This window comes from Planomicrobium sp. YIM 101495 (genome assembly GCF_009707665.1).
Lineage (GTDB): Bacteria > Bacillota > Bacilli > Bacillales_A > Planococcaceae > Planococcus.
Genome location: NZ_WLZW01000003.1, coordinates 65,735 through 87,704, shown reverse-complemented (window position 1 = coordinate 87,704; position 21,970 = coordinate 65,735). Strand labels below are relative to the sequence as shown.

Below are 21,970 nucleotides of genomic sequence, written 5' to 3'. Positions count from 1 at the left end.
CTCCTCTTATTCCTCGGTTAAGTTCTTTCTATAAAAAATCAGCCGCATATATCAGCTGAGCATTTCCCCTTTTCGGAGTGACTCCGCGATCTCATCGATTTTGCGCAGTCGATGATTGACACCAGACTTGCTGACGGTGCCAGCCGCCACCATTTCTCCTAACTCCTTTAGCGTAACGTCTTGGTACTCGACACGCAAGCGGGCGATTTCCCGGAGCCGGTCCGGCAGCTGGTCGATGCCGATGACAGAATCGATGAAGCGGATGTTTTCCACTTGCCGCAACGCTGCATCGATGGTCTTGTTCAAATTGGCCGTCTCACAGTTTACGAGGCGATTGACGCTGTTTCGCATGTCACGAATGATGCGCACGTCTTCGAATTTCAGCAGCGCCGCATGTGCTCCGGCAATGCTTAGGAAATCGGAAATCTTCTCGGCTTCCTTCAAATACGTGACGTAGCCTTTTTTTCGTTCAATCGTCTTGCTGTTCAAGTGGAACTCGTTCATCAGGCGGACAAGTGATTCCGCGTGATCTTTATAGAGCGAATAAATTTCCAGATGGTAAGACGACGTTTCCGGATTGTTGACCGAACCGCCTGCAAGGAACGCACCTCTTAAGTAAGCGCGTTTGCAGCAGTTCTTCTCCACTAGCTCTTCGTCCACCGCATATTGGATTTGGAAGCCTTCCTTCAAGATCGCCAAATCTTCCAGGATGTGCTGTGCCCCTTTCCGGACGCGGCAAATGTAGACGTTGTTCTTCTTCAGCCGCATCTTCTTCCGGACAAGCAGCTCCACTGCATAAGCGGGATAAAAACGTTTCAAAAATGTATAGATCCGTCTTGCGATCGCTGCGTTCTCCGTCTGGATATCCAAGCTGAGCGCTCTGTCGGCAAATGACATCGTGCCATTCATGCGGATCATGGCGGACAGTTCCGCCTTGCCACAGCAGTCATCCGACTCGATCTGCGTTAATTCTTTTTTCGTTTCCGAGGCAAAAGACATTTCTTCTCCCCCTTTCAGCATGATAGGTTGGACATTAATGCGTCTCGCTGTCCTTCCCTTCGACATACTCGTATAGCCATTGTGCCACTTTCTGTGGCTCATGGCGCACCGTTTCGCCGTAAACATTCGTAATCTTCCGGCGGAACACTGCTAAGCCCATACGTTCGAGTTGCTCTTCATCGTATTCGACAGGTGACGCTTTTTCTTTTTTATAAACCTTGACGACTGTTTCGGGAATCCGGACTTCTTCCAGCAGGATGCCATCAAGGAACGATGTGCCGACATGGTCGTACAACGCCTGCACATGGTCCTCTGCAGAATACCGGTACGTTTCCCCGGCCTGGGTCATCAAGTTGCAAATATAGATTTTCTTCGCGCTTGCTTGCAGTACAGCATCACGGATATCCTTGACTAATAAATTCGGCAAGATGCTCGTATAAAGCGATCCTGGTCCGACGACGATCAAATCCGCCTTCTCGATCGCTGCAATCGTATCCGGCAATGTCTGCACGTCATCCGGTTGCAGAAACACCCGTTTGATCGGCTGCAAGTAAGCCGGGATCTTCGATTCGCCGCTGACGATCGTGCCGTCCTCCAGTTCCGCATGAAGCGTCACCAATTGATTCGCAGCAGGAAGTACGGTGCCATTGACGTTCAGTACACGGCTCATTTCACGGACAGCATTCGCAAAGTCCCCTGTGATCTCCGTCAACGCGGCGAGCATCAAGTTCCCGAGAGAATGGCCATCCAGGTCCAGCGATTGCTTGAAACGGTATTGGAACATCTCTGCCAGAAGCGGTTCCGTATCCGACAAAGCAGCCATCACGTTACGGATATCGCCCGGTGGTGGAATATCCAAATCGTTCCGGAGCCGGCCAGAGCTTCCTCCATCATCCGCAACGGTGACGATGGCAGTCAAATCAAGCGGCATCAGCTTCAGGCCGCGGAGCAACGTCGAAAGACCTGTACCACCGCCGATGATGACGAGGCGTTTTCGCTCAGTATTCCCGTCCATCTCGTTCAGCCCTCTCTCAGTCTTGCGTCACGATGCGTGACGACTGTCTTATTTTGTTCGGCGAGTAACTTCCCGTAATATTCCGCAAGTGTCACTGAGCGATGCTGGCCGCCAGTACACCCGAACGCGATGACCAATTGCGCTTTCCCTTCGTTCTTATATTGCGGGATCAAAAAGTGCAGCAAGTCGGTCAGCTTGTCGATCAATGTTTGTGTTTCAGTCCATTTCAGCACGTAATCCGATACTTCTTTATCAAGTCCTGTCAACGGCTTCAATTCCTCGATGTAAAACGGGTTCGGTAAAAACCGGACATCGAAGACAAGATCGGCATCGATCGGCATTCCGTGCTTGAAACCGAATGACAAGACATTGACGGTGAAGACGTTGGAACTTGCCGAGGAGAAATCGTTGTAAATGCGTTCTTTCAATTCTCGGGGAGACATGTTCGAAGTGTTGTATATATACTTGGCGCGCCCTTGCAGATCATGGAGCAAATCGCGCTCCTTCTTCAAGCCACCGAGTACAAGTCCGCCTGGGGACAATGGATGGGATCGCCGACTTTCTTTGTAGCGGCTGACAAGCGTCTGGTTATCCGCGTCAAGAAACAGGAGCGTACTCGATACAGAAGGCTCCTGCGATAAGTTATCGACCGCTTCTTTCAAGCTGTCAAAGAAGTCACCGCCGCGTAGATCCATCACGACTGCAATGCGTTTCATCGTCTTCCCGGAATCCTTCATCAGTCGGATGAACGTCAGCAGCAGCGCTGGTGGCAAATTATCGATCGTGTAAAAGCCAAGATCCTCGAAGCTTTGAATCGCAACTGTTTTTCCGGCGCCCGACATCCCTGTAATGATGATCAATTCGGTTTCCTTCTGTGTGTTATCCATCCGTCCGCTTCACCTCTTCTGTCGATGACTGGATCAGCTCCTCGAGCAATTGGAACTCCTTCGTGTAGTGGAACGTTCCATACTGCATCCCGGCTTGGTGCGCAGCGAATAGCAGGTTCGTGCGGTCCCCTTCCGCCATCGGCAGCGTCGCCAAACTTTCCACAGGGTGCCATTCAAGCAAACCTTCCCGGTTCTCCTCATACGGTGTCCCGATCAGGTCATGCGCCACAAACGTATAGAGCATCCATTCATCCACGACTACATCCCCTTCATGAATCATCATCGTGTAGATGCCTTTCAAGTGAGTGCCGACCGGCGTTGCGCCGGTCTCTTCTGTGAATTCACGGATCGCCGACTCATAGATCGACTCCCCTGGCTCCATTTTGCCGCCGGGTGCTACATACCAGTCACGGCGCGGTTTTTTCAGCAGAAGAACTTGTCCTTCTTTGATCGTCAATAGATTCGCAATACGTTGCACATTCGACACTCCATCCCTTTGAATAAACTTCTACCATTATACACCTTTCCGGGTGTGTCATGCAAAGAACATAAAAAAAGAGGCTGCAAAACCGGATGTCCGGTCTGCAGCCTGTCAAAACTTCTTTATAAAAAGGGGGTCAATTTACTATCCTTACTATACCTCTTCTACATGACAGCGATGTTACAAAGGCATTAAGGAAATATTAAATCAAGCTTTCTGACCCACTTTTTCAACTAATTCTTCGACATAGCGCTGAACGGTATCAGCCGCTATACTGCCATCTCCTGTCGCTGTTACGACTTGACGCAATGTTTTCACCCGCACGTCGCCTGCAGCGAAAATCCCAGGCACTGATGTTTCCATCAGTTCATTCGTCTCGATATAGCCTTCTTCGTTCAAGATGCCAAGATTGCTGAACGGCTTCGTCAACGGCAGCATGCCGATATAGACGAATACGCCGTCTGCTACGAATTCACTTTCGCTTCCATCCACTGTGGAAACAAGTGTCACGCTTCCGACTTTGCCGTCTTTGTCGTTGATTTGCTTCACTGTGGAGTTCCAAATGAAATCGATTTTGTCGTTTGCGAATGCACGGTCTTGCAAAATTTTCTGTGCACGCAATTCGTCGCGTCTGTGGACAATCGTCACTTTGTCTGCGAAACGCGTCAAGTAAACGCCTTCTTCAACAGCGGAATCTCCGCCACCAACGACCACCAAGTTCTTCTGTTTGAAGAACGCCCCGTCACAGACCGCACAGTAGCTGACACCGCGTCCGCCCAATTCGTTCTCACCTGGTACGCCAAGCTTCTTGTACTCGGCACCTGTCGTGATGATGATCGCACGTGCTTTGTATTCTTTCGAACCTGCGATGATCGTCTTGTATTCTTCGCCGTCGATGATTTCCTTCACATCGCCGTAAGCATATTCCGCACCGAATTTCTTCGCGTGCTCGAACATCTTATTCGAAATATCCGGGCCGAGGATGCTTTCGAATCCAGGATAGTTTTCTATTTCTTCCGTGTTGGCCATCTGCCCGCCGGGAATTCCTCGCTCGAGCATCAAAGTCGAAAGGTTGGCGCGGGATGTATAGACAGCAGCGGTCATGCCTGCCGGGCCAGCTCCGATGATCATTACATCATAAATTTTCGTTTCTTCAGTCATAGTAGGTCCTCCTCGTTATCTCTGACTAAATCGTAGCCGAATCCACAGGAACAGGCAAATTTTCTGCCTGTACGAAACCGTTGGATCGGCCATCGATTTCCATGTCACATCGTTAACGTAATTACGTCCATTATACCTTTTTTCCATCATTTCAAACTAAACAAAGGAGGAGACGGACATGTGCCGCTCCTCATTCGTTCTTACGATTCAAATAGTGGGAAAAACGGAATCAGCTCATTGATGTATTTCGTCAACGTCGCCGCCGTAATGCCGTAATGCTCCGCGACCGCCTTTTTTGTGATGCTGCGGTCGCGCGAAGACTTGACCATGTAATCCACGGCAGCGGCCAATGCGTTCGGGTTCTTGAACGGATAGTTCCGCTCATATGCTTTCTCAAGCAGGATGAACCACATTTGGAATGTGTAGGAATTCTCTTCCGTCACCATGCCTTTTTCGGCATATAGGATCTCCGTTGCCTTCATCGCCTGCAGAAATGCTTTCTCTTCCGGAATGGTGTCACTGAAGGAATGGCCGAGCGCATAGCCGAGCATGAATGTTTCGACGAGCGACAGTCCATCCGGCTTGAGCCACTTCGGATGGGAGACAATCTCCTGCTTGTGTGACGATTTCCCGAGAAGGAAATAGCCGAATAGCCGTTCACTTTGATGTGGATGGTCGAGCTTCGCGATCAAGTATTCCCGGTCGTGCTCGATCGCCGAGGCATTCGGCACTTCCGGCGTATCTGTCCACGGCTCATAACCTTCCTTCGTCGGATCGAGTTTGATCAGCTGACGCCATGCGTGCTTCGCCGCTTCTTCGTAGCCACAATGGAATGCAGAGTGTGACAGCCAGAAGTAGAACGCTGGATCTCCGTTGAAGCCACGCTTCTGCAAGCTCCTCAGCCAGCGATACGCTTCTTTGTACTGGCCGAGGAGCGCGAATGTCGCACCAAGCTTGTAGCGATGTTCGAAAATATACGGTTGGATCTTCTTCAGCATGTCGATCACATGTACCAGCTCGTCGCTCCGCTCGTAATAGTGGATGACCGCGAGATTGCAGAGCGCATGCAAGTTCCCTTTGTTGCGCCGGAGCACATCGTGTAGAAGCGACAGCGCCATCTCCGTTTCGCCCACGTAAAAATAAGCGAGCGACAGATGGTTGTAGGCGCCCCAGAAATCGGGCTTCTCCTCAATCACTGATTCGAGTAGTGCAATCGCTCCCGCGAAATCCCCCTGCTCCATCAGCTTGCGTGATTTTTCCTGCTGATAGTATGACTCGCTGTCCTGCGCTTCGTTGTCGTCGCCGAACAACTGCCAGTCTTCCTGTTCTGCAAAGTCGATGATTTCAAGCGCCTCCGCGGCATATTCGCCGTGGGGCTCCTTCTCGATATAGCGTTTCGCGAAATTGCGTGCCTCCAGGAAAATCCCGAGATGTGCATGGGCTTCAGCTAAGTAGAACAAGAGATCCGGCTTTTCGGGATCCAGTTCCTGAGCTTCGTGCAATGCTTCCATCGACAGTTCGAATTCGCTCATCTCCATTAGCAGGACGCCGTATTGCATCCGGATATCAGCATCTTCCGGGCTCAGTTCGACTGCCCGCTTGAGGAATTTATGCGCGCGGTCATACTGCTCCTTGCGAAGTGCCAATAGCGCTTTTTGGTAATAATATTCTCCTGTCGGGATGAACGGCAAGACGTTCCCCTGTGTGTTTGGTTTGTTATTGTTCAAAATATGCCTCCGAAAAAGTAAAAAGAACGATTTTCATCGTTCCATACTTAAAGATATGCATAGTATATCATATGTGCTTATTCTTTACTTGCCGACTTTCTCGGAATGACGGTCCTTCAATACTCTCTGCACCCGCTCAAACGGTACGCCTTGTTCCTGCAGCAAGACCAGTGTGTGATAAAGAAGATCCGCCGTCTCCATCGCCAATTCTTCCATGTCGCGATTTTTCGCCGCAATGATCACTTCCGCCGATTCCTCGCCGACTTTTTTACAGATTTTATCGACGCCTTCCGCGAACAAGTACGTCGTATACGCACCTTCCGGCATTTCCTGCTGGCGCTCTGCAATGACTTTCACGAGACCGCCGATTACATCGACAGCTGTCTCAGCGGGTGTTCCACTGAGCACTCCTTCGAAGCAGCTGGTTGCTCCTGTGTGGCATGCCGGCCCAGCCGGAATGACTTCATAAATGACTGCATCGCCGTCACAATCCAGACGGACCGCTGTCACTTGCTGCGTGTTGCCGCTCGTTGCGCCTTTGTTCCAAAGCGCTTGGCGGCTTCTCGAGTACAACCACGTCTCATTCGTCGCAATCGTCCGCTCCAATGCTTCTTCGTTCGCATAAGCGAGCGTCAGCACGTCTTTCGTATTAGCATCCTGGATAATTACCGGCACGAGGCCGTCTTCACCGAATTTCACATCCGTCATCGGACATTCACTCCTTCTGCTTTCAGAAATCCCTTCACTTCTGCCACACTCGTTTCCTTGTAGTGGAACACCGACGCTGCTAATGCTGCGTCCGCATCCGCTTCACGGAACACTTCTGCAAAGTCCGCCAGTTTCCCGGCGCCGCCACTCGCAATGACCGGCACGTCGACGGCGTCCCGGACCGCTTTTGTCAAAGCAATGTCGAAGCCGTCTTTCGAGCCGTCTTTGTCCATACTTGTCAGCAGCAGTTCGCCGGCACCTAGTTTAGTGCTTCGTTTCGCCCACTCGACTGCGTCCCATTCCGTTTTGCGGCGTCCGCCGTGTGTATAAACGTCCCACGAGCTGCCGTTCCACTTCGCGTCGATCGCCACAACGATGCACTGCGAACCGAAAAACTCTGCGCCTTCGCGGATCAGTTCCGGCTGATCGAGCGCCGATGTATTAAGCGACACTTTGTCCGCTCCTGCCCGCAGCAGCCGCTTCATATCTTCGACTGTGCGGATCCCGCCTCCTACAGTGAACGGAATCGACAGTTCCGTCGCCACTGTCCGTACCACTTCGACCATCGTTTCCTTCCCTTCGTGAGAAGCTGAAATGTCGAGCAGCACCAATTCGTCTGCTCCTTGCTCATCATAAAACTTCGCGAGTTCCACAGGGTCTCCCGCATCGCGCAAGGAGACGAAATTGATGCCTTTGACGACGCGTCCTTCTTTGACGTCCAAACATGGCACAATCCGTTTCGTCAGCATGACAGCCCCTCCTCTAGCGTAAACCGTTTTTCGTAAAGCGCTTTGCCGACGATGACGCCACTAATCGCGCTAACTGCAGCCGCTCGTTTCACACGGCGAATATCGTCAAGCGAGCCGATGCCACCGGAGACGATCACTTGCGCACCTTCACGTTCGACCAGCTCACGGTTCGCCTCGATGTTCGGACCCATCAATGTCCCATCAGTCGAGATATCCGTATAGATGAAATGCCGTGCACCTTTCGACGTAAAGAAGTCCGCCACTTCCGATGCAGGGCGCTCCGATGTTTCCAGCCAGCCTTCCGTCGCAGCCATGCCGTTCTTCGCATCGATGCCGATGACAATGCGGTCCGCGCCGAATTCTTCAATCAATCCGACCGTCAATTCCGGCTCACGGATCGCGAGGCTTCCGATGATGACGCGTGTGACGCCGTTATCCAAGTAATAAGCGGCATCTTCCCGCGAACGGATTCCGCCTCCGACTTGGACACGTGCCCCTTGCTTCGCCGCTTCCAGAATCGCTGCTGAGTTGATGCGCTGTCCGTCACGTGCGCCGTCCAGGTCGACGATGTGAATCCAATTCGCACCTGCTTCTACAAAGCTCTTGGCCATCTCTGCCGGTGAATCCGCATAAACCGTCTCCTGTGCGTAATCCCCTTGGAACAGCCGCACACACTTCCCGCCGCGCACATCAATCGCCGGATACACTTGAAACTTCTTCATCACGCTTCCCCCTGACTGCAGCAATCCACTGCTTCAATAAATAATGTCCGAACGCTCCCGATTTCTCCGGGTGAAACTGCATCCCTGTCACCAAACCGTCCCCTGTAACTCCCGGTACTTCATAGCCACCGTAACTCGCAGCGGCCATCACTTCGCTCGGGTCTGTATCTACTGCTAAAAATGAATGCACGAAATAGACGTGCGTGTCTTCCTGCTCAGACTTCAGCCATTCCGGTATCTGCGAAAATTCGAGTTCATTCCAGCCCATATGTGGAATACGCAGCTCTTTTCCTTCAAAACGGCGAATGCTGCCTTTCAATAAGCCGAGACCTTTCGTCGGCCGCCCTTCCACGCTGTCTTCATACAACAGCTGCATGCCAAGGCAAATACCGAGGAGCGGCGTTCCACTATCAGGCAAGTTCAGGATGAAATCGGAAAGTTCTTTTGCCTCCAGCAGTGCCATCGCATCCGGGAAAGCCCCAACGCCCGGCAAGACAAGGGCATCCGCGCGCTTCAATTCCGCCACATCATCTGACAGGATGACCGTACAGCCTAACCCTTTCAGCGCCTGCTCGACACTGAATAAATTCCCCATCCCATAATCGATGATGCCGACGATCATGTCAGCAGCCCCTTCGTCGACGGCACGCCTTTGACGCGGCTGTCGATTAACGTCGCATCGTCAAGCGCACGTGCTAGCGCCTTGAAAATTGCTTCGACAATGTGGTGGGAGTTTTTCCCATAGTGGACGATGACGTGAACGTTCATGCGGGATTCGAGCGCAAACTTCCAAAGAAATTCATGGACCAGCTCTGTATCGAATGTTCCCACTTTCTCCGTCGGGATCTCGCCGCGGAATTCCAAGTGCGGCCGATTCGAACAGTCGATGACCACTTGCGCAAGCGCGTCATCCATCGGGACGAATGCATTGCCGAACCGGCGGATTCCTTTTTTATTCCCGACTGCCTCAAGGACTGCTTGCCCAAGGACGATGCCGAGATCTTCGGTTGTGTGGTGGTCGTCGATGTGTGTATCCCCGTCCGCTTTGATTTCGCTATCGAATAATCCGTGTTTCGTAAATCCCTCCAGCATGTGGTCCATGAACGGGACGCCTGTATCGATCGATGCCGTCCCTTCGCCGTCAAGCGAAAACTTGACCGCTATTCTCGTTTCATGCGTATCCCGTTTGATCTCAGCCTGTCTCATGACGATTCCTCCTTGTTCCAGCTACGCGATTCCACAGCACGTGCATGGGCTTCCAGCCCTTCGAGCCGTGCCAGCCGAGCGATCTTCTCATGATCTTCCCGCCACGCTTGCTCACTATAATAGACAACACTCGTCCTTTTCAAAAAATCATACACCGACAACGCACTCGCAAAGCGCGCCGTCGAATTGGTCGGCAGTACGTGATTGGTCCCGGCGAAATAATCCCCGACCGGTTCCGATGAAAACCGCCCGATGAAAATCGCGCCTGCATCGGTGATCCTCTCTGCCACCGCTTCCGGGTTTTCCGTCAGTACTTCCACGTGTTCGGGAGCCAGTTCATTGACCGCCGCCACGAGCTCGTCCAGCGTCTCCCCGAGATAAATCTTGCCGTAATCACGGATGGAAGCCGCGGCGATTTCCCGTCTCGGCAAAGCAGCCACTTGCCGTTCGACTTCTTTCGCAACTTCCGCCGCGAATCGTTCACTCGTCGTCAAAAGCACTGCACTCGCCATCGGGTCATGCTCTGCTTGCGACAACAAGTCTGCTGCCACTTCATCGGCATAGGCACTTGTATCTGCAAGAACTGCGATTTCACTAGGACCCGCGATCATATCAATCGCCACATCTCCGCTCACCTCACGTTTCGCAAGTGCGACGAAGACGTTCCCTGGTCCCGTGATTTTATCGACCGGTGCAATCGTTTCTGTTCCGTAAGCAAGTGCGGCAATCGCCTGTGCTCCGCCCGATTTGTAAATTTCATCGATGCCAAGAATATGTGCAGCAGCTAGTACGCCGTCCGATAATTTCCCGTCCTGATCCGCCGGAGAAATGATGGCGATGCGCGCCACTCCTGCTGCCTGTGCCGGGATAACATTCATCAAAACTGACGATGGGTACGCTGCCGTACCTCCTGGAACATAAAGTCCCGCGGAAGCAATCGGTGTCACCCGGTTCGCAACGTACGAACCATTCGGCTTGTCTAAGCGAAAGCTTTCCTGCTTTTGCTGTTCGTGGTAACGGCGGATGTTATCGCGCGCTTCCGTTAAATCGGCAAGCAACTGCGGATCAAAACGTTTTACCGCTGCCGCCACTTCTTCCGCGCTGACACGGATCGCTTCAAGGTCCGCTCCGTCCCACTTCTTCGCAAATTTGCGAAGCGCTGCGTCTCCATCTTTCCGTACTTCTTTAATGACGTCCCGCACTGCCTGCACTTGCTCGCGGCTCGCTTCTGTCATCCTCCGGCGGATTGAAATGTCCGGTGTCAATTGTTCGATGTTCATTCAGACACCTGCTTTCGCAGTCGGGAGACGAGAAGATTGATGCGGTCCTGCTTCAATCGATAGCTGACCGGATTGGCGATCAGTCGTGAAGTAATGTCGACGATTTTCTCGTATTCGACGAGACCGTTTTCCTGAAGCGTTTTGCCGGTCGATACGATATCGACGATACGTTCCGCCAGGCCGATCATCGGCGCCAGTTCAATCGAGCCGTTCAATTCGATGATTTCCACTTGCTCGCCCTGACTTCGGTAGAAATGGGAAGCAACCGTCGGATATTTTGTCGCGACACGCGGCGTCACATCGTCAAGCTTCGTCCCAGGCAGTCCTGCCGATGCGATATAACAGCGACTGATGCCGAGGTCCAGCAGTTCGTGAACGGAGCGGTCATGCTCGAGCAGGACATCCTTACCGGCGATGCCGAGGTCTGCGACGCCATGTTCGACGTATACCGGGACATCCATCGGCTTTGCCAGGATGAAGCGGATACGTTCATCCGGTGCTTCTACGATCAGTTTGCGCGAGTCGTCCAGTTCTTTCGGCAGTTGATAGCCTGCTTGTGCAAGCAGTTCGTATGCTTCTTCAAAAATGCGGCCTTTCGGCATCGCAATCGTCAATTCTTCCATGGTCCACACCTTCCGTTTTCTTTGCGGTTGAGTTAGTAAGTATTTAAATTAGATCGGAGATACTCCGTAAAACTGCTTCGCGTCTAGTGGGCTCGCGTCGAACTAAATCATCCTCGCTTCTCGAGTCTGATTGGATTTCGACACTTCGCTAAAACCACTAGAGTCTACACAGTTTTACTCCATATTTTCGTACTATAAATTATGAGGTGTCGTATTGAATAACACCTCTCTTTTTAGAGAAAAAGAGAGAAAAGTATTTACCTAAAGTAATCTCGTCAAACCTGCCCCTTTAGTTCACATCATAAATCTCGTCAAAGAGTGTCCGGAATTCTTCGATGGCGGCTACTGCCGGTGCGTATTGCAGCGTGACATTGTGGCCTTGTCCGCGCAAAGCGCACGCTTTGGCGTGTGCTTGTTCTTCAGTCTGTTCCGTGAACAGTACGAGCGTCTGGAGCTTGCGTTCTTCTTGCTCCGGCATGACCTCGAGCAGCCGGTCTGCACGGAAGCCGAAGCCCGTCGCCCCGACTTGTAAGCCGAATTGCTTCATCAGGCCGTCGTACCGGCCGCCGTTGCCAAGCGGGAACCCGCTGCCCGCTCCGTATACTTCGAAGACGAGCCCGGTGTAGTACGTCATGTGGCTTGAGAAGGATAAATCATATGTAACAGTGTCGTTCAGTCCGTTTCGTTCGATGAGTTCCGAAAGTTTCGTCATTCCTTCATACAGCCCTGCCTGTTCGGCATGATCCAGGTCGATCCACTTCTCCCACTCTTTGATCGAAGCAGCCGCTGTCAAAGCTTTTAACTCTTCCTGCTGCTTGTCGCTCATCGTAAAAGCATTGACGAGTTCTTCGTATGCGACTCGGTTTTTGGAAACGAGTGCATTTTTCAGCTTGCCGATTTCCTCATCTGTCAGTCCGAAACGTTCGAACACTAATTGCAACAAGCGCGTGTGGCCGACGACGAGCCGGATCTTGCCTATTTTCAGGCGGTTCAGCAGTTCAGCAGCGATCAGCATAATTTCCGCATCCGCATAAAACGAGTCATCCCCAATCAATTCGATGCCCATTTGTTCGAATTCGGCTGGGCGTCCGCCTTCACGTCGCTGTGCGCGGAACACGGTCGATGAGTAGCCGAGCCGTACCGGCATTTTTTCTTTCAGGAGCTTCGATGCTGCGACCCGTGCGATTGGCGACGTCATGTCCGGCCGCAAGACGAGTGTATTTCCTTGGTTATCCAATAATTTGAACAGCGCATCTTCACTGATGGCTGAAATTTTTCCGATTGTGTCGTAATACTCCAATGTCGGCGTCTGGATCAGTTCGAATCCTGACGCTTCCATGATTGCGATGCCATTGTTGCGGAGCGCCGCTTTCTTCCGTGCAATCCGCGGAAAATCATCCCGCATGCCAAGCGGCTTCTCGAACATTTCGATTCCCATCTAATCCCTTCCTTTACCGATACTTTAGTACGCTAGAGTGATGAATCATTAAAGTAAATTTATTTTAGCGCACTTGTCAGTCTTTCGTCAACCGTCATCCTTCAAAAAAATCCTGAAAGCAAATTCGCTTTCAGGACTCGGTTTGGCGCATGGCTATTTGTTCTGCTGTATAGATGATCCGCATCGGATTGCCGCCGACGAATGCACCAGCCGGCACATCTTTATGGACAAGCGTCGCGGCTGAGACGATGGCTCCGTCACCGATCGTGATGCCTGGAAGGATCGTCGAGTTTGCCCCGATCATGACGTCGCTGCCGATCTTGACTGGCCCGAGCCGGTATTCCTCGATCAAGTATTCGTGCGCCAAAATCGTCGTATTGTAGCCGATGACCGTATTCGCACCGACTGAGATTTTCTCTGGGAACATGACATCCGGCATGACCATGAGGGCGAATGACGTTTCCTTGCCGATTTTCATACGGAGAAATGTGCGGTACAGCCAGTTTTTCATGCCGAGAAACGGCGTGTAGCGCGCGGTTTGGATAACGATGAAGTTCTTCGCGACTTTCCAGAACGGCACGGTTTTGTAAATATGCCAAAGCGAGTTCGGCCCTTCGACAAAATGGCGCTCCGTCCTTCTCATCTGACAGCTTCTTTCGTTAGTTCCAGTAAGTCACTGATGTGCTGCAACATATGATCCGGGCCGAGTGAAGACAAATACGCTTCCCCTTTGATGGACCAAGCAACGCCGGCTGTCCGAACACCGGCATTCTGACCGCCGTGGATATCGTGTGAATTGTCACCGATCATGAGCGCTTCTGAAGGATCTGCCTCGAGTGCTGCGAGTGCCAGCTGGATTGGTTCCGGGTCCGGCTTCGGATTTTTCACTTCGTCCAAACTGATGATGACTTCAAAAAGCCCTGTCAGTCCCATTAATTCCAGTCCGTGATCAAGCGCAGCACGGCGTTTCGTCGAGACGATTGCCATCTTCACGCCACGTGCTTTCAGCTTCGCAAGTGTTTCCACAACACCGTCGTATTCCTCGACAAGCTCATCATGAAGCGTCGAGTTCACTTCCCGGTACTCGGCGATTAACTCTTCCACTTTGTCCGGATCGACGGATTCGAACGTTTGTACTAGCGATGGTCCGATGAAATGTAGAATCGCCTCACGGTCGTATTTTCCCGGGAAGTGCCGGTCCAGCACACTATGGAACGTTTGGATGATCAATTCGTTCGTATCAAGCAATGTGCCGTCAAAGTCAAAGAGTAGCGTGTTGATTTCTTTTGTCATGTCGATATCGCTTCCTTTCGGTTTTCTTCATTTTTCCGCCAAATGTACGAGACCGTAATGGTCAGCAGCAGCGCCGTCACAACCCGGATCGCCAGGAGCGGCCAGATCGGGATGCCGAGCGGAATAAAAATGAGCGTGTCTTCCACAATGGCATGACATGCGACGAGGAAAATGAAGACCAGTGTCGCGTCTTTTTTACTGACGCCGTCTTCCTGGACTGCCTGAATCATGACGCCCGCTCCCATCGCCAAACCGAATACAAGTCCGGATGCCAATGTAACGGAAGCGTTTTTCTGAACGCCGAGCAGTCGCGTCAACGGCCCTAAGCCATTGGAGATTTTCTGCAAATATTGTTTGTCTTTCAAGATCTGGATCGCAATCATGAGTGGGATGACGATCATGGCCAACTGCAGGACACCGAGCATCGCTTTCTCCACACCGAGCAGGAAGATGCCCATCCATGTTTCAGGAGCAGCTTGTGCTGCTTGCGCAAAGCCGTATTGTGCCACTTCCCCGCCACCGTCCCACACAAGGTTGATGACGATCGCCGACAGTGCCGCGAGGCCGAAACGCACGAGCAGCACGACCCAGAGTTTGACGCCGACTTTCAGTGCGACACCGGTTTCGATGAAGATATTATGTGAAAACGACAGCATCACTGCCAAGATGAACACTTCCTTCACCGTCAGCTCGAGCGACAAGATTCCCCCGATGCCCGCATACAGATTGAGCGCATTCCCGAGCACGAGCGGGATCGCCGCTTCACCGCTCAGTCCGAACAGACCCATGAGCGGTGCGACCAGATCGATGATGAACGGCAAGACCGGCGTGAATTGAAGGATGGTGACGATGAGCGTAATCGGAAAGATGATCTTGCCCAGTGTCCACGTCGTCAAAAGGCCGGCTTTGATTCCATTTTTCAAAGTTGACATGTTATCGCTTCTTTCTATGAGATAAACTTGCTTGCGTCAGCGTTTTTTTTCGACACTTTTTTTCGATTTCTTCTCCTCATCCAAATAACGCGGTGGATCCTTCAAGGTCACTCGGCGATAGCCAATCAAGGCTACCGCAATGATGATCGAGATGATCGAGACGACTTGTGCAGCGCGCAAATCGCCTGCCACAAGGCTGTCCGTCCGCATTCCTTCGATGAAGTAGCGGCCGACCGAATACCAGATGACATAGAAGAAGAACAGTTCCCCGCGGACGAGATTGACCCGGCGCAGAAGCAGCAGGATGATGATTCCGACCAAGCTCCAAAGGGATTCATACAAGAAGGTCGGATGATAATACGCTCCGTCTATGTACATTTGATTGATGATCCAATCTGGAATCCATAAGTTCTCGAGGAATGCACGGGAGACTTCGCCGCCGTGCGCTTCCTGATTGATGAAGTTCCCCCAGCGGCCGATCGCCTGGCCGATCAGGATACTCGGTGCCAAGATATCCGCCACTTTCAGGAACGGGGTGTTGCGGCTCTTCGTGAATAAATACGCGACGATGACCGAAGCAATCAGTGCACCGTGGATGGCGATGCCGCCGTTCCAGATCGCGATAATGTCGCCTGGATTGTCTTTATAGTAATCCCACTGGAATGCGACATAATAAATGCGCGCTCCGACGATGGCGAGCGGTACTGCCCAGACGAGCAGGTCAGTCAGTAAGTCGGGATGCATCCCCCGTTTGACCATTTCCCGTTGGCCGACGAGAAAGGCCAGGACGATACCCGCCGCGATGATGATGCCATACCAGCGGACTTGGATGCCGCCGATCTGGAATGCGACTGGATCGATCATTGCTAATTCTGTGAACATAAGACACCTTCCTTATCGATTATCTTGTGCGATGACGTCGTTGAGACGGTTCGAGAACTCTTCCGCAGCGTTGATGCCCATCTTCTTCAGACGGTAGTTCATCGCTGCCACTTCGATGATGACGGCCAAGTTGCGTCCCGGACGGACCGGAATCGTCAACTTCGTCAAATGGGTATCGATAATCTGGACCGTTTCTTCCTCCAGTCCGAGACGATCGTATGTTTTTTCCGGATCCCATATTTCCAAGTCGATGACGAGGGAAATCCGTTTGAACGTGCGCACGGCGCTTGCTCCGAACAGCGTCATGATGTCGATGATGCCGACACCACGGATCTCGAGCAAATGCTCAATCAGCTTCGGTGGATGGCCGACGAGTGTATTCTCCGCCTCTTGGCGAATCTCCACTGCATCATCCGCGACGAGACGGTGCCCTTTCTTGACCAGTTCCAGTGCGGTCTCACTTTTCCCGACGCCGCTTTTGCCCATTAGCAAGACGCCGACACCGTATACATCCACAAGCACCCCATGCACGGCCGTCGTCGGTGCAAGCTTGCTTTCCAGGAAGTTCGTCAGCTTACTCGAGAAACGGGTCGTCGGCATGCTTGTCTGAAGCACTGGCACATGCGTTTCATTCGATGCCTGCATGAGCTCAACCGGCACTTCCATACTATGCGAGACGATGACCGCCGGTGTATCCGCAGTACAAAGCTTCATCATGCGCGCACGCCGTTCCTCAACGTCCAATAACGCAAAAAAAGATAGTTCCGTCTTGCCGAGCAATTGAACGCGGTTGGCCGGGTAATGCGTAAAGTAACCGGCCATCTCGAGACCTGGCCGGGATATATCACTGACAGGGATGTGCCGCCCGATGCCTTCTTCCCCACTGATCAACGTCAAGTCGAACATCTCCATGACTTCTCTTGCTGTAACTTGTCCCAATTCATTCCCCCCACTTCATGCGGAACATTTTTTCCGCTCCTTTGAGCCAGTTGCATTCATTTTACCATGAATTTTCAGCATTTATACGAAAGTGTCTCCTTTTCCGTCCCTGCTTCCTATTTAACAGGAAAAAGGGGGAATTGCACATGAAGATCATACTCGATGCAGGACACGGACCGGAAACGGCCGGAAAGCGCTCACCGGACGGACGGCTCCGTGAATTCCACTTCAACGCAGCTGTCGCGGAGGAAACGAAGAAACGGCTCGTCCTCGATGGCCACATCGTTATTTTCGCTCACCAAGCGGACCGGGATGTGCCGCTGAGTGAACGGATCCATCTCGCCAACCGGCTCGGGGCCGACCTGTATATCTCCGTCCACGCCAATGCATTCGGCAACGGCTTCAATTCAGCGAACGGCATCGAGACGTATCATTTCGTGAAGCCGCTTGCCGCTTCGAAACGGCTGGCAGCTTCGATTCACCAATCACTGGCACTTGCAACGGGCCTCAGAGACCGCGGCGTCAAAGCGGCGGACTTCGCCGTGTTGCGTAATACACGCATGCCCGCGGTTCTTGTGGAATGCGGCTTCATGACCAACCGGACGGACTTGGAGGCACTGCAGAGTGATGCATACCGGAAACGCTGTGCACGCGCCATCGCATTCGGCGTCGGCCACTACGAATTGACGAAATGACAAAACAAAAAATCCTCTCCATCAGCCGTGATGTCGGCTTTTGGAGAGGATTTTTGCGTTCTTTTGAATCAGTCGATCGTCAAGTAGCGGACGAGAACCGATCCTGTTTTTGTTTCCCCGTATACAAGGAGTGGAGCAGCTGCTGCTACTTCGCCTTCTTTAGAGAAACGGACAGATTTTTGTAGGAATTGTCCTTGCTCATGTGTGTGGTCGACATCAGACAAAAGGACGTCCATTTTGCCCAAGTTCGAAGATACTTCTCCTTTGAGCGGCAAATGCTGTGGAATGTACAATTCGACATTTCCTGCCAATGTCTTCCCTTCAACTTTACGTGCTTCTTTCGAACGCGTCGTGACAACGATGTTGCCGTTGAGCGATTTCGCTTCAGCACTTTGGAGGTCGCCATCGATATAAATGCGGCCGTTCATCGTTTCCGCTTCGAGTGCGCTTCCTTTCACTTCCTGGACTTGAATCGCACCGTTCGCCGTTTCAACTTCCGCTTCCTCGAATGCCATGTTCTTCAAATCGATTTTGCCGTTCGCCGTTTTCACGCGGATGCGTTTTGCATCGATGCGTTTCACGGAGAATCCACCGTTGAACAAACGTACCGTGATCTGTTCGTATTGCGTTGCCGGCACGTAAAGTACGATGTTCACTTGCATCATTTTCATATCGCTGATGATCCGTAATTTTTCATCGTCTGCGATAAAGACGAATTTATCGAGGAATTCCCGTTTCGCCTCTTCTTCCGACTCTGCACGGAATGCCTTGACCGTACATTCTGCACGAATCCCACCGTCCTGTGAAGGATAGATTTCCAGCTGACCATTTGCAAGGTCCGCTACGATATCTTTCAGGCTCGCTTCTTCTTGTGTGAATGTATGCGTGAATTGAGCTGCTTCCCCGAATGGCGAATCGAATTCCATTGTCTTCAATTTCCCAACAGACGTCTGCATAAAATTCATCATCCGGTCTCCGAACTGGTTGAGGTCTTTGGAAAGATTTTTAGACATGTTCTTTGAAACGTCACGGGAGAAATCTTTCGAGAATCGCTTTACCATATCTTCCGGACGGAACATCCCGCCTCGCTTGCGTTTGTCCCGGCTGTCACGGTAATCATAACGGTCATTATTTTGACGGCTTTCTCCGCCCCCATCGATGACCCGCAATAACTCTACCGCTTCTCTCGCAGAAATCGTGCCGTTCTCGACCATATCCAAAATACGTTCTTTTTCACTTTGCATGATTCAGCCTCCCCTTTGTATCCAACGGACGGCTTGGTGCGCCATCGCCGAACCGTTCGATCATTCTACTAGTTCAATACGTCCTAGCTTGAGAAAAGTTTCATTTCTTCTTCGTTTTCTTCGACTCTGCCTTCTTGATCTGCTCTTGTGTCCGTTCCCGGTCACGTGCCAGAACCGGTGCTAAATAATGGCCTGTATAGGAGTTTTTCATCTCCGCAATCTGTTCCGGTGTTCCGGTACCGATCAATGTCCCCCCGTTGTCCCCGCCTTCTGGGCCGAGGTCGATCAAGTAATCCGCCGTCTTGATGACATCGAGATTATGTTCAATCGTCAAGACAGTATCGCCATTATCGACGATGCGCTGGAGCACTTTCAAGAGACGTGAAATATCATCCGCGTGAAGCCCTGTTGTCGGCTCATCCAAGATATAGAAGGACCGCCCGTTTGAACGTTTGTGCAGCTCCGACGCGAGTTTGACGCGCTGCGCTTCCCCGCCCGATAATGTTGTCGCAGGCTGTCCGAGCTTCACATAGCCGAGACCGACATCGACGATGGTGTTCAGCTTACGGCTGATCTTCGGAATGTTCTCGAAAAACTTCGCAGCTGTCTCCACCGTCATTTCCAGCACATCGGAAATGTTCCTCCCTTTATACGTCACTTCCAGCGTTTCGCGGTTATAGCGTTTTCCGTGGCAAACTTCACATGGCACATAGACGTCCGGCAGGAAATGCATTTCTATTTTGATGATACCATCCCCGCGGCAGCCTTCACAGCGTCCGCCCTTGACGTTGAAAGAAAAACGCCCTTTTTTGTAGCCGCGCACTTTCGCTTCGTTCGTCGAAGCGTAAACATCGCGGATGTCGTCGAATACACTTGTGTACGTCGCCGGGTTCGAGCGCGGCGTGCGTCCGATCGGCGACTGGTCGATGTCGATGACTTTCTCGAGTCCTTCCAGACCTTCGACGGATTTGTGGCGCCCCGGCTTCACGCGGGAGCGATTCAGTTTCTGTGCAAGCGTCTTATGAAGGATCTCATTGACCAACGTGGATTTCCCGGACCCGGATACGCCCGTCACTGCGACGAACAAGCCAAGCGGAATGTCCACATCGACGTCCTTCAAATTGTTTTCAGCAGCGCCGCGGATTGAGATCATGCGGCCGTCCGGTTTTCTGCGTTCTTGTGGGAGCGGAATGAATTTCTTGCCGCTCAAGTATTGACCCGTCAAGGAATTGCGGCTCTTCATCACTTTTTCCGGTGTTCCTGCCGCGATGATTTCCCCGCCGTGGACACCTGCGCCCGGTCCGATATCGATCAAGTAGTCGGCAGCCATCATCGTGTCTTCGTCGTGCTCGACGACGATCAACGTATTGCCGAGGTCCCGCATGTTCTTCAACGTACTGATCAAACGGTCGTTATCGCGCTGGTGCAGCCCGATCGACGGTTCATCCAAAATATAGAGGACGCCTGATAGCTTCGATCCAATCTGTGTCGCAAGACGGATGCGCTGCGCCTCGCCGCCTGATAACGTTCCCGACGCACGGTTCAACGTTAAGTAATCGAGTCCGACATTGATGAGGAATCCGAGGCGCTCCGCGATTTCACGCAAGATCAGATTGGCGATCTGCCGCTCCGTCTCACTTAAATTCAAGTCACTGAAAAACGCAGCCGCTTCTTCAATCGACATTTCCGTCACTTGGCTGATGTGGAGACCGTCCACTTTGACCGCCAAACTTTCCGGCTTCAACCGGTCGCCTTTACACGTCGGACACGCCTGCTCTGTCATGTATTTCTCCATCTGCTCGCGGATCCAGTCAGAAGATGTCTCGCGGAAACGGCGGTCGACATTCGATAAAACCCCTTCAAAATAAATCGATTGGTCACGCTTCTGGCCGTAATCATTTTCATACTTGAAACGGATCTTGTCGTTGCCCGATCCGTAAAGAATGACTCGAATGTGCTCTTCCGGCAATTCCGAGACCGGCTTGTTCATATCGATGCCGTAATGTTTACAGACGGCTTCGAGGAGCTGCGGATAATACTGCGAACTCGTTGGCTGCCACGGGACGATTGCGCCGTCTTTCAACGACACGCTTGTGTCCGGCATGACAAGCTCCGGATCCACTTCGAGCTTGTGCCCGATGCCGTCACACTCTGGACACGCACCGAATGGCGAGTTGAACGAGAACATCCGCGGTGCCAGCTCCCCGATCGAGAACCCACAGATCGGGCATGCGTGGTGTTCGCTGAAGACGATTTCCTCTTCCCCGATGACATCGATCAAGACGCGACCTTCCGCCAATCGGAGGCCCGACTCAAGCGAATCGCTCAAACGGCTCTCGATGCCTTCTTTCAAGACAACGCGGTCAATGACCACTTCGATCGAGTGCTTCTTGTTTTTCTCCAGCTCGATGTCTTCGTCCAAGTCCCGTAATTCCCCGTTAACGCGCACACGCACATATCCTTCTTTCTTGATGTCTTCGAGTATTTTCGCATGCATCCCTTTCTTGCCGGAAACGACCGGTGCCAAAATCTGCATTTTCGTCCGCTCCGGATATTCCATCAGGCGGTCCACCATTTGCTGGATCGTCTGGGATGTAATTTCGATGCCATGATTCGGACAGTATGCCTTCCCGACACGCGCATACATAAGGCGCATGTAATCGTATATTTCTGTCACTGTCGCCACCGTCGAACGCGGGTTTTTACTCGTCGTCTTCTGGTCGATCGCAATCGCCGGAGACAACCCTTCGATGAGGTCGACATCCGGTTTGTCCATCTGGCCGAGGAATTGGCGCGCATATGAAGAAAGAGACTCCACATATCGCCGTTGCCCTTCGGCATAGATCGTATCGAAAGCGAGCGAAGACTTTCCGGAGCCAGACAAGCCTGTCACGACGACGAGCTTATCGCGCGGAATTTTAATATCGATGTTCTTTAAGTTATGCGCACGTGCGCCTTTTATATTGATTTCCTTGTTTCTCAAACTGCT

At 52.0% G+C, this 21,970-nt stretch carries 22 protein-coding genes; 1 reads left to right on the top strand and 21 read right to left on the bottom strand.

Features of this window, described 5'->3' with window-relative positions:
• Positions 1 to 51: 51 nt before the first annotated feature.
• The 19 genes from whiA to hprK form a co-directional block, all read right to left on the bottom strand.
• Positions 52 to 999 carry a DNA-binding protein WhiA gene (gene whiA / locus GIW82_RS11640; RefSeq protein ID WP_154750119.1) on the bottom strand — a complete coding sequence of 316 codons (948 nt, stop codon included), beginning with the start codon at positions 997 to 999 and terminating at the stop codon, positions 52 to 54.
• 34 nt (positions 1,000 to 1,033) lie between these two features.
• Positions 1,034 to 2,014, bottom strand: a complete 981-nt coding sequence (locus GIW82_RS11635; RefSeq protein ID WP_154750118.1) for a gluconeogenesis factor YvcK family protein — start codon at positions 2,012 to 2,014, stop codon at positions 1,034 to 1,036.
• 5 nt (positions 2,015 to 2,019) lie between these two features.
• A complete protein-coding gene (gene rapZ, locus GIW82_RS11630; RefSeq protein WP_154750117.1) occupies positions 2,020 to 2,901 on the bottom strand; it encodes an RNase adapter RapZ in 882 nt (293 codons plus the stop codon).
• On the bottom strand, positions 2,894 to 3,379 hold the full coding sequence (locus tag GIW82_RS11625) for an NUDIX hydrolase (RefSeq protein WP_370456218.1): 486 nt from the start codon (positions 3,377 to 3,379) through the stop codon (positions 2,894 to 2,896). Before GIW82_RS11625 ends, rapZ begins: the two co-directional genes overlap by 8 nt.
• A gap of 210 nt (positions 3,380 to 3,589) precedes the next feature.
• On the bottom strand, positions 3,590 to 4,543 hold the full coding sequence (gene trxB / locus GIW82_RS11620) for a thioredoxin-disulfide reductase (protein WP_154750116.1): 954 nt from the start codon (positions 4,541 to 4,543) through the stop codon (positions 3,590 to 3,592).
• Positions 4,544 to 4,743: 200 nt separating this feature from the next.
• A complete protein-coding gene (locus GIW82_RS11615; RefSeq protein ID WP_154750115.1) occupies positions 4,744 to 6,270 on the bottom strand; it encodes a tetratricopeptide repeat protein in 1,527 nt (508 codons plus the stop codon).
• 84 nt (positions 6,271 to 6,354) lie between these two features.
• Complete coding sequence (hisIE, locus tag GIW82_RS11610; protein ID WP_154750114.1) at positions 6,355 to 6,978, bottom strand: bifunctional phosphoribosyl-AMP cyclohydrolase/phosphoribosyl-ATP diphosphatase HisIE; 624 nt, start codon at positions 6,976 to 6,978, stop codon at positions 6,355 to 6,357.
• Positions 6,975 to 7,727, bottom strand: a complete 753-nt coding sequence (hisF, locus tag GIW82_RS11605) for an imidazole glycerol phosphate synthase subunit HisF (RefSeq protein WP_154750113.1) — start codon at positions 7,725 to 7,727, stop codon at positions 6,975 to 6,977. Before hisF ends, hisIE begins: the two co-directional genes overlap by 4 nt.
• Positions 7,721 to 8,449 (bottom strand): 1-(5-phosphoribosyl)-5-[(5-phosphoribosylamino)methylideneamino]imidazole-4-carboxamide isomerase, encoded by a 729-nt coding sequence (hisA, locus tag GIW82_RS11600; protein WP_154750112.1) that lies wholly within the window; start codon positions 8,447 to 8,449, stop codon positions 7,721 to 7,723. The genes hisF and hisA overlap by 7 nt, the downstream gene beginning before the upstream one ends.
• The gene (gene hisH / locus GIW82_RS11595; RefSeq protein ID WP_154750111.1) at positions 8,418 to 9,071 is read right to left on the bottom strand and encodes an imidazole glycerol phosphate synthase subunit HisH; all 654 of its coding nucleotides are present in this window, start codon (positions 9,069 to 9,071) and stop codon (positions 8,418 to 8,420) included. Before hisH ends, hisA begins: the two co-directional genes overlap by 32 nt.
• On the bottom strand, positions 9,068 to 9,655 hold the full coding sequence (gene hisB, locus GIW82_RS11590) for an imidazoleglycerol-phosphate dehydratase HisB (RefSeq protein ID WP_154750110.1): 588 nt from the start codon (positions 9,653 to 9,655) through the stop codon (positions 9,068 to 9,070). The genes hisH and hisB overlap by 4 nt, the downstream gene beginning before the upstream one ends.
• Positions 9,652 to 10,935, bottom strand: coding sequence for a histidinol dehydrogenase (gene hisD / locus GIW82_RS11585; protein WP_154750109.1), 1,284 nt, complete (start codon positions 10,933 to 10,935; stop codon positions 9,652 to 9,654). The genes hisB and hisD overlap by 4 nt, the downstream gene beginning before the upstream one ends.
• Positions 10,932 to 11,558, bottom strand: a complete 627-nt coding sequence (gene hisG / locus GIW82_RS11580) for an ATP phosphoribosyltransferase (protein ID WP_154750108.1) — start codon at positions 11,556 to 11,558, stop codon at positions 10,932 to 10,934. The genes hisD and hisG overlap by 4 nt, the downstream gene beginning before the upstream one ends.
• A 289-nt stretch (positions 11,559 to 11,847) precedes the next feature.
• Positions 11,848 to 12,996, bottom strand: a complete 1,149-nt coding sequence (gene hisZ / locus GIW82_RS11575) for an ATP phosphoribosyltransferase regulatory subunit (RefSeq protein ID WP_154750107.1) — start codon at positions 12,994 to 12,996, stop codon at positions 11,848 to 11,850.
• Between the two features lie 130 nt (positions 12,997 to 13,126).
• A complete protein-coding gene (locus GIW82_RS11570; protein WP_154750106.1) occupies positions 13,127 to 13,639 on the bottom strand; it encodes an acyltransferase in 513 nt (170 codons plus the stop codon).
• Positions 13,636 to 14,289, bottom strand: coding sequence for a pyrophosphatase PpaX (gene ppaX, locus GIW82_RS11565; RefSeq protein ID WP_154750105.1), 654 nt, complete (start codon positions 14,287 to 14,289; stop codon positions 13,636 to 13,638). The genes GIW82_RS11570 and ppaX overlap by 4 nt, the downstream gene beginning before the upstream one ends.
• The gene (locus tag GIW82_RS11560; RefSeq protein WP_154750104.1) at positions 14,286 to 15,221 is read right to left on the bottom strand and encodes a nucleoside recognition domain-containing protein; all 936 of its coding nucleotides are present in this window, start codon (positions 15,219 to 15,221) and stop codon (positions 14,286 to 14,288) included. The genes ppaX and GIW82_RS11560 overlap by 4 nt, the downstream gene beginning before the upstream one ends.
• 36 nt (positions 15,222 to 15,257) lie before the next feature.
• Positions 15,258 to 16,103, bottom strand: a complete 846-nt coding sequence (lgt, locus tag GIW82_RS11555) for a prolipoprotein diacylglyceryl transferase (RefSeq protein ID WP_154750103.1) — start codon at positions 16,101 to 16,103, stop codon at positions 15,258 to 15,260.
• Positions 16,104 to 16,115: 12 nt separating this feature from the next.
• Positions 16,116 to 17,042 carry an HPr(Ser) kinase/phosphatase gene (gene hprK / locus GIW82_RS11550; protein ID WP_154750102.1) on the bottom strand — a complete coding sequence of 309 codons (927 nt, stop codon included), beginning with the start codon at positions 17,040 to 17,042 and terminating at the stop codon, positions 16,116 to 16,118.
• Between the two features lie 146 nt (positions 17,043 to 17,188).
• Between hprK and GIW82_RS11545 the strand changes: the two genes are divergently transcribed.
• Positions 17,189 to 17,737: an N-acetylmuramoyl-L-alanine amidase gene (locus GIW82_RS11545; protein ID WP_154750101.1), complete on the top strand. Its 549-nt coding sequence runs from the start codon at positions 17,189 to 17,191 to the stop codon at positions 17,735 to 17,737.
• Between the two features lie 68 nt (positions 17,738 to 17,805).
• Here the strand turns inward: GIW82_RS11545 and GIW82_RS11540 are convergent, their stop codons facing one another.
• Both GIW82_RS11540 and uvrA read right to left on the bottom strand, forming a co-directional pair.
• Positions 17,806 to 18,981, bottom strand: coding sequence for a DUF4097 family beta strand repeat-containing protein (locus GIW82_RS11540; protein ID WP_154750100.1), 1,176 nt, complete (start codon positions 18,979 to 18,981; stop codon positions 17,806 to 17,808).
• Between the two features lie 100 nt (positions 18,982 to 19,081).
• A complete protein-coding gene (uvrA, locus tag GIW82_RS11535) occupies positions 19,082 to 21,964 on the bottom strand; it encodes an excinuclease ABC subunit UvrA (protein WP_154750099.1) in 2,883 nt (960 codons plus the stop codon).
• Positions 21,965 to 21,970: the final 6 nt, after the last annotated feature.